At 48.8% G+C, this 16,206-nt stretch carries 18 protein-coding genes; 3 read left to right on the top strand and 15 right to left on the bottom strand.

Annotated features, from left to right (window positions below; all coding sequences use genetic code 11):
• Position 1 precedes the first annotated feature (1 nt).
• A complete protein-coding gene (locus tag QRD89_RS07260) occupies positions 2–1,057 on the top strand; it encodes a hypothetical protein (protein ID WP_286096620.1) in 1,056 nt (351 codons plus the stop codon).
• 382 nt (positions 1,058–1,439) lie between these two features.
• Here the strand turns inward: QRD89_RS07260 and QRD89_RS07255 are convergent, their stop codons facing one another.
• Together QRD89_RS07255 and QRD89_RS07250 are read right to left on the bottom strand one after the other, a co-directional pair.
• On the bottom strand, positions 1,440–1,670 hold the full coding sequence (locus QRD89_RS07255) for a PF20097 family protein (RefSeq protein ID WP_286096619.1): 231 nt from the start codon (positions 1,668–1,670) through the stop codon (positions 1,440–1,442).
• A gap of 17 nt (positions 1,671–1,687) precedes the next feature.
• Complete coding sequence (locus QRD89_RS07250) at positions 1,688–1,903, bottom strand: hypothetical protein (RefSeq protein WP_286096618.1); 216 nt, start codon at positions 1,901–1,903, stop codon at positions 1,688–1,690.
• Between the two features lie 314 nt (positions 1,904–2,217).
• Here QRD89_RS07250 and QRD89_RS07245 point away from each other — a divergent pair, with 314 nt between their 5' ends.
• Together QRD89_RS07245 and QRD89_RS07240 are read left to right on the top strand one after the other, a co-directional pair.
• Positions 2,218–2,412 carry a helix-turn-helix transcriptional regulator gene (locus QRD89_RS07245; RefSeq protein WP_008640246.1) on the top strand — a complete coding sequence of 65 codons (195 nt, stop codon included), beginning with the start codon at positions 2,218–2,220 and terminating at the stop codon, positions 2,410–2,412.
• Between the two features lie 3 nt (positions 2,413–2,415).
• Entirely contained in the window at positions 2,416–2,850 is a 435-nt protein-coding gene (locus tag QRD89_RS07240; RefSeq protein ID WP_286096617.1) for a hypothetical protein, read from the top strand.
• 124 nt (positions 2,851–2,974) lie between these two features.
• On the opposite strand, the gene QRD89_RS07235 is transcribed toward QRD89_RS07240, so the two are convergent.
• The 13 genes from QRD89_RS07235 to QRD89_RS07175 form a co-directional block, all read right to left on the bottom strand.
• Complete coding sequence (locus QRD89_RS07235; protein WP_286096616.1) at positions 2,975–3,556, bottom strand: hypothetical protein; 582 nt, start codon at positions 3,554–3,556, stop codon at positions 2,975–2,977.
• Between the two features lie 519 nt (positions 3,557–4,075).
• Entirely contained in the window at positions 4,076–4,546 is a 471-nt protein-coding gene (locus tag QRD89_RS07230; protein ID WP_286096615.1) for a VOC family protein, read from the bottom strand.
• 49 nt (positions 4,547–4,595) lie between these two features.
• Complete coding sequence (locus QRD89_RS07225; protein WP_286096614.1) at positions 4,596–4,859, bottom strand: hypothetical protein; 264 nt, start codon at positions 4,857–4,859, stop codon at positions 4,596–4,598.
• A 427-nt stretch (positions 4,860–5,286) separates the two neighbouring features.
• The gene (locus QRD89_RS07220) at positions 5,287–5,508 is read right to left on the bottom strand and encodes a hypothetical protein (RefSeq protein ID WP_286096613.1); all 222 of its coding nucleotides are present in this window, start codon (positions 5,506–5,508) and stop codon (positions 5,287–5,289) included.
• A 91-nt stretch (positions 5,509–5,599) separates the two neighbouring features.
• Positions 5,600–5,866 (bottom strand): hypothetical protein, encoded by a 267-nt coding sequence (locus QRD89_RS07215; RefSeq protein WP_286096612.1) that lies wholly within the window; start codon positions 5,864–5,866, stop codon positions 5,600–5,602.
• Positions 5,867–5,878: 12 nt separating this feature from the next.
• Entirely contained in the window at positions 5,879–6,223 is a 345-nt protein-coding gene (locus QRD89_RS07210; RefSeq protein ID WP_062513170.1) for a hypothetical protein, read from the bottom strand.
• A 158-nt stretch (positions 6,224–6,381) separates the two neighbouring features.
• Positions 6,382–7,599 carry an aspartate kinase gene (locus QRD89_RS07205; RefSeq protein ID WP_286096611.1) on the bottom strand — a complete coding sequence of 406 codons (1,218 nt, stop codon included), beginning with the start codon at positions 7,597–7,599 and terminating at the stop codon, positions 6,382–6,384.
• A 19-nt stretch (positions 7,600–7,618) separates the two neighbouring features.
• Positions 7,619–9,418, bottom strand: coding sequence for an IucA/IucC family protein (locus tag QRD89_RS07200; protein WP_286096610.1), 1,800 nt, complete (start codon positions 9,416–9,418; stop codon positions 7,619–7,621).
• A 22-nt stretch (positions 9,419–9,440) separates the two neighbouring features.
• On the bottom strand, positions 9,441–10,775 hold the full coding sequence (locus QRD89_RS07195) for a lysine N(6)-hydroxylase/L-ornithine N(5)-oxygenase family protein (protein WP_286096609.1): 1,335 nt from the start codon (positions 10,773–10,775) through the stop codon (positions 9,441–9,443).
• On the bottom strand, positions 10,750–11,298 hold the full coding sequence (locus tag QRD89_RS07190; protein WP_286096862.1) for a GNAT family N-acetyltransferase: 549 nt from the start codon (positions 11,296–11,298) through the stop codon (positions 10,750–10,752). The genes QRD89_RS07195 and QRD89_RS07190 overlap by 26 nt, the downstream gene beginning before the upstream one ends.
• A 22-nt stretch (positions 11,299–11,320) precedes the next feature.
• Positions 11,321–13,060, bottom strand: coding sequence for an IucA/IucC family protein (locus tag QRD89_RS07185; protein WP_353477940.1), 1,740 nt, complete (start codon positions 13,058–13,060; stop codon positions 11,321–11,323).
• Positions 13,057–14,622, bottom strand: coding sequence for a pyridoxal phosphate-dependent decarboxylase family protein (locus QRD89_RS07180; protein ID WP_286096608.1), 1,566 nt, complete (start codon positions 14,620–14,622; stop codon positions 13,057–13,059). The genes QRD89_RS07185 and QRD89_RS07180 overlap by 4 nt, the downstream gene beginning before the upstream one ends.
• Positions 14,570–15,919 carry an aspartate aminotransferase family protein gene (locus QRD89_RS07175; RefSeq protein ID WP_286096607.1) on the bottom strand — a complete coding sequence of 450 codons (1,350 nt, stop codon included), beginning with the start codon at positions 15,917–15,919 and terminating at the stop codon, positions 14,570–14,572. The genes QRD89_RS07180 and QRD89_RS07175 overlap by 53 nt, the downstream gene beginning before the upstream one ends.
• Positions 15,920–16,206 lie beyond the last annotated feature (287 nt).

Here is a 16,206-nt window from a genome sequence, read left to right as displayed (position 1 = left end):
AATGGTTAAAAAAACGATGAATCTATTCTTGTTGACGGCTGTGCTTTTACTCATTGCTGGATGTCAAAGCTCACAGGAGGAGACAGATCGGCAAACCTCTGAGCCTGTTGAAAATGAAAGTTCGGAATCGCTGGACGGCAGCACAGGAGACGATGTTGAGAGCGAAAATAACGCGGATGATGGGGACGCTGAAAGTATCGACTCCTCAGGTGAAGCTGAAACTTCTAATGATGACGAGAGCAGCACAGACGTTTACAGCGGAGCACAAAAGAATCCTGATTATTTTATTGATACTCAAGTATTCGATGAGGGAAGTCGGTTTTATACAGCATACGCTATACACCGTGATAAGGAAGAAAAACAAGCACTTTCACCTGAAGAACGCCTGGAAATGTCACTTTTAAAGAATGACCCGTCTGAGCAGGATATACTCCGCTCGTACGCTGATCTATCCTTTGAATGGCCGCACCTATACATCCACTTCCATGAAGATGGGAATGAATTATCCACAACCTCTACTCAAAGCACCTTATTCTTCGACGCGTTATATGGGATCAGTGATCTTTATGGAGTTGAAGAGATTACTTTTTTAAACCCTGATGGTGAAAAAGGTTTGACATTAGCTGAGCGATCCGTCGATGAATCGATTGACGTTAAAGATGAAAAAGGTTTAACACGCGGTTACTATACGATTTATGACGAAGCATTAGAAGAAACCCTATTTCTCCCTGGTGGTGAGCTGGAGGAGCAAGTGGTAAATGAAAACGATGAGCCCCTCAGTTTTCCAGAGACAATAGATGCGATGGGCACCATAGATCATGCCGATTCGTTTTACTCGTCCGCCATTGTCGAAGGGATACAAATTGTCGAGTCTTCCCTGACAAACGGTGTGGCTGCGGTGCAATACACAATGGATGAAGACATGGTAACGGAAGCGGATCAGTCTGTACTTGAGAATGCGATTCAATTGGCGGCGCTTGACTTCCATGCATGGGAAGTTCAAATAATAAATGATACGTTGAAAGAAAGCAGCACCTATTTATTGATAGGTCAGTAACACGAAGCGAAGAACCAGCATAATAGGAGAAAAACTATCAAAGAGTATCCCGTAATGACCTGAAGAATCCTCTCCTGAAGGTACCGTCACCATTCAAAACCTTAAATCCATATTATCCTAATGAAATCGTTGCTTTTTTGGCTGTGCTGAAGCGTAATGTTGCTATTACCCTTAAGTAAGGACTTCTTATTTTTGTGGAAGTCCTTTTGGCTTATCACGAACATTCCACTCCCATCCTACGAAACAACTCGTTCATGCAAAAACGAACCGTTGTGGTTTTACGATTTAAAAATTGGAAGTCTCCATCCTTCATTAATTACTGCATCCAGTCATCACGATGAGTGTAATAAAGGCTAAAACATGTTTCTTCAAGAAAATACGCCTATCTTTTATCGTTGTTTTCCTTATGTTTAAAAATAACTATGCTGCACTCCTGACACCTCAAGGCTGAATTTTTTTTGACTTTTAACCATGCGTCACCTATTAATGTTTCACTTCCAAAATCAGCAAAGATTGAATCAGGCGAGTCGGACCAGCAAATTCTTCGAGGCGAGAAAATATATCCTTGCTTCAACTCTTTACCACATTCAGGACACCTTACTACATCGTCCATCGTTAGTGACACCACCTTCACCTTAGTGTTTTTATAGAACGTTTCTTATTAAAGAAATTGGATGTAATAATCATCAATAGTCCTGTTACTAACATAGGGATCGATGCAGCCTCTAATAGTTTGGGCATACCATCTAAATCAAAAAACTCACTAAATGCTAATCCAACAGCGAAAATCCATGTACCTAAGTAAGCAAGCCATTTTCCTTTTTTGGTTTTCCTATTTGAAAACATCCACCTTCTCCTCTCCGCAAGTGCTATTTCCTTTCACATGTTCTAAGCAATTTAATCCGTGATAGGTAATTAAATACATCCTATCAAACTTGCCGTAATTTGGAAATTACAACCATATACATCTAATGAAAAGTGATGGTTCTAATTGAACGACAGCCCCTCCCTATACCTCGAATCCAAAATTCCAGTTTCCCCAGATGCTTTTCTAACCAATGATGAAACTCCTCCTCAAATCACATTACAAAATGTAATTTATAATTGACATTTTGTAATGTATTGAATAATATAAATGTAGGAGGAGGAGAGGATATTTTTTGAAAAACAAAAAAATGAAGATCGCCCGTGTTGAAGCCGATGTTTCTCAAGAAAAATTAGCAGATATTGTAGGGGTTACAAGGCAGACCATTAATTTAATCGAATCTGGAAACTATAACCCGAGTCTGAAATTGTGTACGGCCATATGTAAAGCATTAAATAAAACTTTAGATGATTTATTCTGGGAGGAATGATCAATGCGTGCTGAAAAATTAGTTAAAGAAACTAAATTAACCATTGGTATATCGTTATTTATCAGCTTAGCCCTGTTTATCACCTGGTTTATTCTCGAAACAACGTCCATTTCTTTTCCTAACAGCAAAGCCTTTTTAGCCTTATCACTTATTCCTCTCAGTGCAGCACTGACTTCCTTCCTTAAACTAATGAAAATAAAAAAGAACCCGAAAATTATTGTATCCGAGACGGATGAGAGACTTGTAGCGGAGAAGAATCAAGCCGATGCAAAAACATTGAAAGTGCTTCAAGGTGTTTTGTTCTTATCCTATTTGGGATACACATTCATCATTCCCGAAGACACATTTAAATCGGTCGGTTGGTGGGTAACGTTAAGTGTACTCCTCTTCTCTTTATTCGCTCCATTGATTTTCCGCCATATCATGAAAGAAACCTGATAAACCTTCCGCCTCTCTCCAACCGTCGAGAAATTCCCCTACGCTGTTACTCACAACATTTAATATTGGATTGAAAAGGGAACCTCATTAAAAATGGGTTCCCTTTTCAATCCAAAAAACAATATTATGAAGTGATTTTCGGCTTTTTATTTAATAATTTTTTTAGTATGTTCCGTCCAGCTGACAACGCAAAATATAAAGGAATGGTGACTAGTAATATTAGATAAAAGTCTCGTCCAGCAAGGTAAGTGGAAGAGTGAAGACCTTTTATAAGGAAGTGAGCAAACAGGTAAGAGATAGGCAGTAGAATAATCTTTTCTAGTCCATTTCTTATTTTTTCGTTCTTACGGAATAGGACCAATCCAATTCCACAAATAAGTGAAATTCCTACAGCAAACAACAGATAATAACTTAAAACAAGCCGAGGTAACGTCATAACAGAACCATCTGTTATGGGATCTCCATAAATTAAAGTATTTTCACTTCCATCGGTTTTGTAATAGTAGACGGAAGCGACCGTTTCCCCATTCGGGTTTAAGACCGTATTTTCTACGTTGTTTCTGCTTATTTTCTGGTGCCAGATCGTTTCCCACGTCGTTATATCATAGACATATCCTGAATTGCCTGCTGCTGGATATTCGGTTACATCAAATCCAGCGACTTCTTCACTAAAATTCAAACGTACAGTTCCGTCATCCTTTTCCATGATTGAAACTGCATCTTCATTATAAGATAGGTATGCCGGCGTTGTCAGATAAGCGATTGTAACCACTGCAAAAACCAATGTTACCATGACTGAAAATATAATCGTCTGCAGCTTTTTCCTTCGCAACGTATTTTGTATGTTCCTTAAGGGAGCTATATCGGTATCTACTGGCGGTTCTTCTGTGTCACCATCTTACCTCCTTACATATAAGACGCGATAAACTCAAATATCTTACAAAAATATAAAAAAACCGAACAAAGTACGCCCGGTCCTTTTTCTTCTACCATAATTACTGGGTACTGAATTCTCCACTAATCTGCACACAATAAACACCCGCCCTTTCTGGAAAAGAGCGAGTGTTTATTAGACATTCAATTCACTTTTCGCGAAGATTTTAAAGCAAAACCGCCGTTAATTGAAGGTATTAAAGGATAACCCCCATACAGAAAGACTTGATATTGAGATATATCATAGCTTTTCTTTTACTTTAGTCTTCATATGTATGATCTATGCTGCATACTACTTCGTTAGTCTATTTGATTCTTCCCATTCACTTAGATACATTTTCTCTGTCAAATTGTTAGGATTACTAATTTTACAAATGAACTCTAAACTATTTCCATCCGGGTCATTAAAATGTATCTTTGCATGGGCAAACTCTCCATTAGGATTTGGCATCACGAATGGTTCAATAGGATCAAAACCAAAAGCTTTTCTCGGTTTATAACCTTTAGTTTTTAGCCAATTAACCGATTTTTTCAAACCATCTAAAGATACTTCAAAAGCTATATGTCTAATTGAAGGATGATACTCTACCTCAACTTTATCGGTTTTCCATAAGCCAACCCAACTTTGGTCTTTTACAATCCATAAGAAAGCTAATCTATCTTCCACTTTATGGTCAAACTTCAACCCTAGTCCTTCATAGAATTCAATCGACTTATTTAAGTCACTTACCGGCAAATGTGCTTCGTATAGACCCTTAATCAATGAAAATACCTCCTATATTTCTTATCTTCACTTGCTTCAAAGCATGTTATTAAAGAAAAGCCCCCGTTTCGTAAAGACTCGAACCCGAGATATACTTCCACTTCATAATAGCTATTCTCTCCATTTTGTCTACGTAAACACCTATTAAAAATTTCACCAATATATATATTGATAATGTGATGGCGGCAACTATAAAAACGTTATAGTCATCTTCTAATACTACTGTTATAAAAAATAAGGATACAACAAAATAAATTACTGCAAATCCTCTTTGGTATCTTTCCTTTTTAGATAACTCATCTGGGTCTTTCAATTAATTCACCCCAAACCTAAAAGCTCTAATAAACAATATCTTTTTTTGCAGTAAAGCCTTCCATTGTATAAATATCCAAATAAAGGAACTTTTTAATTTATGTCCATTTTTTAATTTTTTTCCTTTATTTCTTTTAGTAATTCCAAAATTTGTTCGTTTGTTTTATTCATTTTCCTCAATTGGACCTCGATTGAGAGAATCGTTACTATTACTGCTATTACAATAATTATGTCCATAAGTTGATCTCCTCGAATTTTATGTTATGTTAAACGATATCCCCATAACTTAGCCTTTCCTCTTCAGCCAATTGAAAATGCCTCCATCGCGTTCTATTGATTATAAAATAATATAAAACCATATCTTCAAACGGAGTCTTCCACAATCCTGCGCGCTTCCTTAAGACTTGAACCCAAGATATCTATTCCATCTACGATCTCTTATACGTCCAAAATATACGAAGTAACACAACGACAAGGGATAAAGGAATGCTCCACAATACTTGATAGCTCCCTAACATATACATGAACAATACGGGCATCAATACAACCGCATAAATGCCCCATCGCTGTTTATGAGTGGAAAGATAATATCCGACGAAAGCTGTGACCAATGCCGGAAAGACAACGAGGGACAGAAAAGACATAGTCATAGTGAACCTCCTTTTTTATGGCATCAAATCTTTCTGAAGTTTCCTTTTTATACTATTTATGTAGGAATAGATTCCTTATCCTTCCGCAGCATTAAAAAGCTGCCAGGGAGTAGCCCACGAACATAAAGATAAGGAAACTGAAGGTCATGATACTGTTCAAGACGATTCCAATCCGGCTGCCGCCAAGTATTCCGAATACGACACCGATCGGATTGATGATGAACGTTCCCATCCAGAATCCGTAACCATAGTTTAATAGAAAGTTCGGCAGCCATAAGGCGGCGCCTAAACATGCACAAAGAATCGACAGCAGCTGCCAGCGACTTTCTTTATCTACCGGAATGACACGATGCAACATAATTCCTCCTTCTTATGTAAAAAAATAAATAGTAATCGATGTCAGGATGACGGCTCGTACGCTTTTCCCTTTATTGTTTCGCCACGCACCGACAGCCGTCGTGATCCCGCTTATAGCGAGCAGGGCGATGCCGATCCGGTTGATAAGTGGAACGGAACCTGTCTGTCCGAGCGACGCAAGGAATCCTCCGACGACGAGAAAGCCGATGGTAACGATAAAGGACGGCGAAGTTATCTCCTCTCTCGCTTCCTTTCGCTCCTCCGGCTCCATCTTGACGTACGTCATCCCGACGGCGCTGCCCATCGATCCCCACATGATGGCGAAGGGTATCCAAGCATCTAACACCTCGACGTTCATTGTTACCCTCCTTCGTTGATTTCTATTGCCGTTTCCTGTGGAATCAAGAAATCTAACAATTGCTGCCAATTATATCAAAATCCCCCTCTCCTATGGAAGGCGCTTATCGTTTTACATAAGCAAAGGCCTGATCGAATCATCGATCAGGCCTTTTCATCCTATCCGTAGGCGACGGGATGCTGATTGTCTTGTTTTAATAGGAATCGATCGTGAAGCTGCTGCATCCATGCATCGAGGTTCTTTTCAGGCAGGACGGCGCTCCACGCTTCAGGGTGGCAGTCGGCCGTCTCGGCCTCCTTCGCTTGGAAAAGAGGGCTTGTCCGGATCAGGTTCGCTTGCTTCTTTTTTTGGTCTTCTGATCCGCACACGAGATGCACGAGTGCTTTGCCGGGCTCCTGTGTGACGGTATGGATTCCCAGTGTCTCTTTTTTCCGGTTGATCCGGTTCATCGTTTCATAGATTTCTTCTTCTTTCATTATAATGGCATACGCATCACGCTTGGCGGCTGCTATGCCGCTCCAGGTGACGTGTGCTTCAGCAAGGGTTTCCCGCAGCTTCCTCAGGTCGATATCGCCGGTCATGCGGAGAAGCGTCAGCCCCTTCTGTCCGGTGATACCGGTAACGCCGGGCGCTGTCAGGCCGGGAGCCAGCCGTTCGATGCGGGTTCCTTGGTCTGTATGGAAGCTGGACCGGACGTGCAGTGGAACGTCGTGGCTTCTGGCATGGAGGACCGCCCGTGGATGGATGACGGACGCTCCTGCCGCTGCCATCGCAAGCAGGCAGTCGTAGTCCATGCAGCTGTATTTGATCGCTCCTCGGACTGAGCGCGGATCGGCGGAATAGACGCCGTCGACGTCTGTGAAAATGTCGCAGCGTTCGGCCCCTAATTCCGCCGCAAGCGCAGCGGCTGTCGTATCGGACCCTCCTCGGCCGAGGGTGCAGATTTCTTCTTCACCGGCGGTGCCCTGGAAGCCGGCGACGACGACGATCTTCCAGGCATCCAGCTGCTCTTGGATCGGACGCGTAGCAATCTTCGTGATCCGTGCCTTCCCGTAGGCGTGTTCTGTCTGGATGCCGGCTTGAGGGCCGGTCAGGGCAACGGCATCGACCCCTTTTTCCTTCAGGGCGAGCGAGAGGAGCGAACAGGAAACCTGCTCTCCTGTCGCAAGCAGAAGATCCATGTCCCGCGGATCGGGACGGTTCGTCAGTTCTTTGGCAAGCGAAAGCAGGCGGTTGGTGGAATCCCCCATCGCTGATACGACGACGACCAGCTGGCTGCCTTTCTCTCTTTCCAGCAGGATCCGGTCCCGGATGGCTGCGATTCGCTCGGTGGACTGGAGGGATGTACCTCCGAACTTCTGCACGATGATGGCCATCGTCTTTTCCTCCCATTCGTCAGTGGCTTTTCTCGATTCGTTGGAACTCGGCAAGGGCATTGGTGACCAGGCCGAATTCAGAGGCGTGCGGGCGATCTTCGCCGTCGGCATACCCGTAATCGACCATCCGGTTGCGGTTCAGGCACAGCTTCGTCAATGTCGGCTGGAAGAAGTCGAATAGTTCAAACCGCTCCTTCAGCTGCGGGAACCTGTCCTGGTAGTCATGGATGGACGCTGCGAGCAGTTCGAAAAAGCGCCGTTCGCCAAGCATGCCGTGCCGCTCCATCAACTGGCTCAAGTAACGGAGGTGACAGATGAACAGGCCGGTGAATATGAACTGCGTGAGCCCTTCCGGCGGCTCGCTGCGGAGCACTTCCTTCATTTCGTCGGACAAGCCGCTCAATTCTTCAAACGGCTGATCGGTAATGTTGACGTCATCGACGAAGTCCTTGATCGCAAGTCGATGGGGCTGGTAATCTTTCAAAACGAGGATCGTATTCTGCCCGTGCGGGGAGAATACCGTGCCGTATTGGTACAAGTAATGAAGCAGCGGGTCCATGACGACCTTGTAGAACTTCTGCATCCACGTATCAGGATCAAGACCGGATGCGGCGATCGCTTCTTTAATGTACGGCGTTCCTTCATGGTCTTCATGAAGAAGCGCGGCCAGCGTGATCGCCTGCTCCCCTTCCTCTAAATACGTGTAGATGCTTTCGCGCCAGATCGTCCCGAGCATCTCCAAATACTGATACGGCGCATCAGCGACGTTCGAGTAATGGGGATGATCGACGTTGATGCTGGCATTCTCTCCCGGCAGGATGACCCGGCATTCGTTTTTCAGGAAGTCATCCTGTTCGTACATCCCTTTGATGAGTTCGGTCACTTTCGGCGCTATTTTCGTGCGCTCGGACGGCAGACCGCGATAAACGAGCGTGTTCAAAATACTCATCGGCAGTTTGACGTGGTGCTTCTCCTGAGAGCTTCTGTTTACGAAGGTGCGGATCGATTGCTGCGGCAGGTAGCTGTCCGCACCGTCGCCGACCGGGATGATCCTTTTTGCTGCAAGCTCCTGGGGGAAGTTCTGGACAATCGTGTTTTCCCACTGCCACTCATGGACAGGGAAGAAGTAGTAGTCCTCCGCCCGGCCGCCGGATTGTCGGACGACCTCTTTGAAACGAGTCCGGTCTTTTTCGCTCAGCTCCTTCTCCAACAGGTCGTCCCAGTTCAAGCCGTCGACCGCCTGGAACGTGGCGAGCGTCTTATGTACAGCGATCCATGACAGCTTCACTTCCTGATGCTGCTCCGGTGCAAACCGCAGGTAGTCGCCGTAGCTGAAGCCGATTCTCCCTTTGTTATAGGTGATCCACGGGTGGCCGGTCATGTAGCCTTCGAGCTCGGCATAATCAATATCCAACAGCTCCCGGGAGGTAAGGTCCTTTTTGTTTAACAGGTGGACGTCCGCGATCAGCGTGGCATTCAATTCCTTGATCAAATGTCCCGTCGTTTCAGGGGACATTCCGATCGTCTCCTGAAGATCGATAAGCAGATCGACCGCGCTGTCTGCTTCCTTCTCCCCGTCCTCTGTGATCAGACGGATGGACCGGACGTCGACGTCGAAGCTGTCAAACAGGCGCGGCTCTGCCCGGAAGGTGTACACCGTCCCTTCCTTTGCTTCGAGCCGGTACGCGTTGGTACGTTCCTCCGTCGGATGGATCATATCCTCATACATATATTCCGCAAGCATCTTCGCCATCAGTCGCTGGTTCACTTTCTTCCAATCGTCTTCCTTCAGCTGTTTTTGAATATCTTGAAATAACACGTCAATCCCTCTTTTCTTTCGATTATGGATGGGTAAGTGCGGGCTGCTTCTTCGAGCCGAACGTCTGGAATACGTGGGAGTCTTCGACCGGGTACACGTCCCTACCTGCGATCCGGTTGATGATCACGGCATTCCGGTAGGCGCCGAGACCGAGGTCCGGTGCACCGACGCCGTGGGTATGGAGCTCCCCGTTCTGTACAAAAATGTCCCCTTCGGCTTCAAACGTCGTTTCGATGTCATACTCCCGGTTGATGACGAGCCTTCCCCGGTCATCTTTGACGAGTGCTTCTTCGATGCTTCGGAAAAAGGCCGGAATCCGCTGTCGATAGCCGGTACCGAGGATGACAACATCCGCTTCGGTTTCCACCGCTTCCCCGCTCACCCGCTGATATCCGCGCAGGGTCAGGCGGCCGCCCCGTCCTGCAAGCTCCGTCATTTCCGTCATCGCCTGGAGCTCGATTTCCGCTTTTTCGCCTCCGACGGTCCGTTCATACAGGTGATCATAAATGTCTGCGATCGTCTCAGCGCTTATTCCTTTGTACAAGAGGCTCTGATCCTCCAGCAGCTGGTCCTTCTTCCATTGCGGGAGGGCGTGGAAGAAGTCGATATAGTCCGGTGAAAAGTACTCCAGCCCGAGCTTGGAATATTCCATCGGGAAGAAGCCCTTCGACCGGGTGTACCATTGAAGCGAGCCGCCGCAGTTCTCCTGATGCTTCGCTATATCAAGGAACACCTCGGCTGCACTCTGACCGGAGCCAATGACGGTCACAGCCCCGTCGAGCTCCGCTTCCTCCTTCCTCTTCAAGTATTCCGATGTATGGAAGACGTTCGGTCCGAGTGCTTCCCGGAAAGCTTCCGGCACACCCGGTTCGGTCCCGATCCCCATTACGATATGACGGGTGATATAGGTCTCTTCCTCTCCACGGCTCAGGTCGCGGATCCGCACTTGATAAAGGTTCCGACCGTCCCGTTCCACCATCCGGACCTCCGTCACCTCTTTGCCGAACCGGCAGGAATCAAGGCGCTTACTCACCCAGCGGCAGTAATGGTCGTATTCCTTCCTCGGAATATGGAATTTCTCCAGGAAGTAGAAGTGATAGAGACGGTTATGTTCCTGCAGGTAGTTCAAATAGCTGTGCTCGCTCTTCACATCTGCCATGCTGACAAGGTCTGCGAAAAACGGGACCTGCAGCGTCGCACCTTCGATCAGCATATGAGGGTGCCATTGGAAGTCCGTTTCCCTTTCGAAGAATACAGCACGGACATCCTCTACCCCGTCCAACAGGGCGGCCATTCCCAAATTGAACGGCCCGAGCCCGATTCCGATGACATCATAGACAGGTTGTGTCGTATACATCGTTCCACCTCTTTTCAAATTCTTCTCGTTCACAAAACATCAGCTGCGCCTGCTTATCAGGGAGGGGGATCGGCTTTATCCTCCGGAAGCCGCACCTTTCGAATACATGGATCATCTTTTCATTGCGGATATCCGGTTCTGCTGCGACCTTTGCCGTCTTAGGCTCCTGGAATTGGAACCGCACCATTTCGCGGAGAAAAGGCAGGGCACAGCCTTTACCAAGGTATGCTTTCTCCCCGATCAGCAGGTGGACGCCCTGATCGAATGGGGCGGCGGGATACGAGCCTTCGAGAACGTCCCCCTGTACCCAATAGGCTTCCCAATAACTGACCGGTTCTCCATCAATCGTTCCGATATACAGCGTCTGGTGGCTGTCTGCGAGCGCTTTTTCATAATGGGTACGGAAACGGTCGAGCGGAATATTCAAGTTCCAGAACGGATGGACGTGTTCCTCCTGCATCCAGCGATGGACAAGCGCGAGATCATCGATTCCGGCGCGGCGGAATCCGATCGTCCGGCCGATGTCTTCTGCATAGCGTTCATACTCACACACCATGGATCGTCCCTTCCTTCACTGCGATCGGGTTATCGATGTTGGTGTACACGGACTGCGCTTCCATCGGCCCTTCCAGCTCGTCCATGTCATACAGCCTCGTCAAAAGATTGGCTTTACACGGCAGTTTACCTTCCGTAAGCAGGCTTTTGGCGACAGGAGATTCCGGATGGAGCTGAAGGCGCTCTCTCAGCATTTCCATCAACACCTCTTCCTCGATCAGCCCGCCTGTTCCGAAGCCGTTGATAAGACCGAATAAATGATTGAAGAAGAAATAATAGCGCATCCGTTCTTCCGCCACATCATCTGCGCAGATCGTGTCGCTCGTTTCGTTCAAGGAAGGAAGCAGTGCTTTCAGGAGGTCCGCTTTCGACTCGCTGAAATAATACCCCTGGTTGTCCCGGTAATAAAAACGGGACGGATAGCCGTTTTCCAGGCGGACGACGGCATTCTGTTGATGGGCCTCAAGCGCAATTCCGTAGGTCGAATACAGCCACATCATAGGATCGAAGCTGATCGACAAATACTTTTCAAACCAGTCGAGACTGACCGCTTCTGTCGACCGCTCTTCCTTTTCAGCAAGGCTGTGGATGATGCCCGCTATCCGCGATCTGTCTCCGTACGCGTGATCCTGGACGAGGGCTGCCACGGCACTCACTCCGGATGCCTGCTTTTCCACGAACGGATTCTCACGTAAGATGACATCGAATCCGGGGACGTCCTTCAAGCGGATCGATGCCGGGTCCTTGATGATATCGAAATCCGGATACGCTTGTTGCAGACGGGTACCAAGATCGGTCGCGAGCAGTCGGGATACCTCTACCCCGCGGTCCAGCTCCTTCGGCTGATTACAGCGAAGGGAGTTGGTGATTTTCACCGGGACGGAGAACTTGAACATCCACGGGGATGAGCTGTTGTAAACGGTGCGGAAGGAGGATGTCGCCGTATAAAAAGCTCCTGCCGGCCCGAGGTAAGTCAAAGCCCCGGACTCGAGAAGACGTTGTACATCCTTTCGCTTAAGCAGGCTCGCGGACTGGAGCGGATGCATCGGAAGCAGCACGCGTCCTCCGCCGATCTCTTTTTTCAAAAACTCTGCCGCCCCTTCCCGCTGCGCTTCCTCCTGAATGAGGACGGAGGCAGGCCGGTCGAGACTGGAATCCTGCGCGACGATGTCCGGGTCCGCACTGAAATAATCGAGTTGGAATATCCCCTTATGCTCGGGTGCGTACGTTCGGTCTTCGGCATCCGTCAGTCCCTGTTTGCTCTTCGGTGTCGGGTGGAGCAGATGACCGAACAGCAGCGACTGCTCCGCTTCGATATAGTCGAAGTCTTCTCTGGAGAGCTGATGGCGGTCTTCCCACCGCGCTTCGATGTACTCCTTCATTTTCCTGCAGCTGAGGAGCACCCGCAGGATGAGCTCATCTTCCGCCCATTCCTGCCCGTTCCCGATCAGCCACTCTTTGACGAGGAGCGTCGTCATCGTCACGTAGTCGAGGGTGTGGCCATCTTCCATGCCCTCGGTGGAGTAGACGGCCGGGAACCGGAAGAGGTGCCTCCCCGTCAGTGACCAATACTGCAGCGGTACGTCGATCACCATCTTCTGTCTCGTGAGCGGTATTCGGATCCTTTCTTCTCCTCCGCTGATGCGTTCATAATTTTCGGTTTCTCTCACATAGCAATTGAGGAAACTCTGCATCGTCGCCTGTTCGGCTGTTTCCTTCGCTTTCATCAATGGGAATCTCCTCCTGTCGTCCGTTTGTCCGCAGCGTCAAGAACTGCCTCGATGACTGCCTTCACATCCGCTTCTGTCGTCCGCGGATTCAAAATCGTGCATTTCAAATACGTTTCTCCCCGAACCACCGTTTTGGCGATGATCGGCTTCCCTGAGGTGAAGAGGTCCTGCTGGATCTGCCGGTTCAGAGCGCCGCGGTCTACGTCTCCGCTCCCTTTGTACTGGAAAACGACGGCGGACATTTCCGGTTCTGCATTTTCCACAAGAAAATCAGGATGGCCGGCTAAGCGATCGGCAGCAAAACGCGCCGTCGCCATCGTCTGGTCGACCATGTCGCCCAGTACCTCTGTCCCGACCGTCTTCAGGGTGACGAGCACTTTGAGCGCATCAAAGCGCCGCGTCGTCTGCACGCTTTTGTTGACGAGATTCAAAATGCCGTCCTCTTCGTCCGCTTTCGGATTCAAATAGTCGGCATGGTGGGACAAGAGCCTCATGTGGGCGCCGTCCTTCAGCAGGAACAGTCCGCAGCTGATCGGCTGATAGAGCCATTTGTGAAAATCAAGCGTGACGGAATCCGCTCGCTCCAGTCCCGCAAGCTTCCCTTTGTGTGCCCGGCTGAAGAGAAGCCCTCCGCCGTAGGCAGCGTCCACGTGAAACCAGATGCCTCGCTCTTGGCATATATCCGCAATCTCCTCCAGCGGATCGATGCTGCCGAAATCCGTCGTCCCGCACGTGGCCGCGACGGCAAAGGGATGGAGTCCTGTTTGTTCCATTTCATCGAGCGTATCCTTCAGAGCTGCCGGGTCCATCCGGTGATGCTCATTGACGGCGACCGGAATGACGGCATCCTCTCCGAGACCGAGCTGGGCAAGACTTTTCCGGACGGAGAAGTGAGCTTCTTCAGAACAGAGCACACGCAGCTTCCGGAAGTTCTCCGGGAGCCCCTTTTTCTGGACGTCGTGTCCGAACCGTTTGAGGCAGTATGCGTCTCTTGCAAGCAGCATGCCCATATAGTTGGACTGGGTCCCGCCGCTTGTGAACACGCCGTCCGCCTCTTCCGGAAACCGGACTAGATCCGTCCAGTACTTGACGAGCATTTCTTCGACATACGTTGCCGCCGGACTTTGATCCCACGAGTCCATCGATTGATTCCATGCTCCGATCATCACCTCTGCCGCTATACCTGTGACAAGCGGCGGACAGTGGAGATGGGCCATGCTCTGTGGGTGGGAGACGTGCAGGCTGTTCTTCAAAACAGGGTCCTTAAGTTCATTCCATACGTCCTCAAGCGCCCGGCCATTCACAGAGTCCGTGTCCATCGCTTGTATCTCCGCTCTCACCTGCTGATGGGACTTTCCGATAAAGGGCTGATCGACCTCTTCATATACGTCCAGCACCGCTTCTGTAACAAGCTCCATCTGCTTACGAAAAGCGGTAAGTCCTGCTTCTCCGTGGAGGAAAAGGTGATCGAACCCCGTGTTCATCTTTTTGCATGCCGTTGTCATCGTTTCACCCCGCCGTCGCAGCAGCAGTCGCTTCTCGGAGAATCGCCACCACGTCATCGATTTGTGCTTCGGTAATGATCAGCGGCGGCAGGAACCGGACGACGGCGCCGTGCCTTCCACCTACTTCAAGGATTAACCCGCGGTCGAAGCATTCCTTTTGAATGCGGCTTGCGACTGCCGCGTCTGCCGGCAGGCTGCCCTGGATCGATGCTTTTCCTTCCGGGTCGACCATTTCCATTCCGATCATCAATCCTCTCCCTCGGACGTCGCCGATCGCCGGGAAATCACGCTGCATGTCTTTCAATTCTTTCATCAGCTTCGCACCCATTTTTTCCGCATGTTCCGATAAACGCTGCTCTTTCACGTATTTCAATGTCGCTGTTCCGGCGGCCATCGCCATCTGGTTGCCTCGGAACGTCCCGATATGGGCGCCCGGTTCCCATGCGTCCAGCTCCCTGTCGTACACGACGACGGATAACGGCAGGCTGCCGCCGATCGCTTTCGATAGAACGAAGGCGTCCGGGACGATGCCGGCATGCTCGAAGGAGAACAGTCGCCCTGTGCGGCCGATCCCTGTCTGGACTTCGTCGATGATCAATGGAATCCCCCGCTCCTTCGTAATCCGGCGCATTTCCTTTAGCCATTCAATCGGAGCAGGGATAGCTCCCCCTTCGCCCTGGACCGTTTCGAAGATCATCGCTGCCGGGGGAAGAATGCCGCTCTCCGGATCGTCCAGCAGCTGTTCGATATAGGTGGCGCTCAGCGCCTGTCCCTCGTCCCCGCCTTTACCGAACGGGCAGCGGTACTCGTATGGATACGGCAGGAAGTGGGTATCCGGCATCAATCCCTGTACATGCCGCTTCGGAGCAAGGTTGCCGCTTATGGACATCGTTCCATGCGTCGCTCCGTGATAGCCGCCCTGGAAGGTCAGGATGCTCTGTCTTCCTGTCGCCGTCTTTGCAAGCTTCAGCGCTGCTTCGATGGCATCCCCTCCTGTAGGTCCGCAGAACTGTACCTTCGCCCGCTCCCGGAAGCCGTCCGGGAGGCTGTCGAACAGTTCGTCGACGAAGCTTTCTTTTACTTCTGTCGTAATATCAAGCGTGTGAAGCGGCAGGCGGTCACGAAGGACCTTCTCCATCGCTTCGATGACGACCGGATGGTTGTGACCGAGGGCTAGCGTACCGGCACCGGCAAGACAGTCGATGTAGCGCTTCCCTTCGACGTCGGTTATGTAGATGCCTTCCGCTTCCCGGATGGCTAATGGAATACGGCGCGGATAAGAGCGCGCATTGGATTCTCTTCGTTCCTGCTGATCTAATAATTGTTTATTGGATTTTTTTGTTTGGATACTCATTTCATTCAGCTCCTTGTCTCTTCTGTTCGTTAACCTATCGATATCGTAATTGATAATGATTTTCAATGTCAACGGTAGTTGAGAACTATTATCAGTTGGTGAGATGAAGAAACATCCTCTACAATCCCTGTTACGACCGCATTCTCTCTCCTTTTGCAAGTACTGCTTTTTTTCTGACAATTAGGAAAAAAGACCTGTTACTTAAAGGAGAAAATGGTTATATTTCCAAACATTAATTTGTCGTTTTCGTGACGTACGCGTCATGGACTTTGTCGACTCCTGCCCCT

The sequence above is a fragment of the Halobacillus sp. ACCC02827 genome, from assembly GCF_030291935.1.
Taxonomy (GTDB): Bacteria; Bacillota; Bacilli; order Bacillales; family Halobacillaceae; genus Halobacillus.
This window is presented reverse-complemented; position numbering and strand designations above follow the sequence as displayed.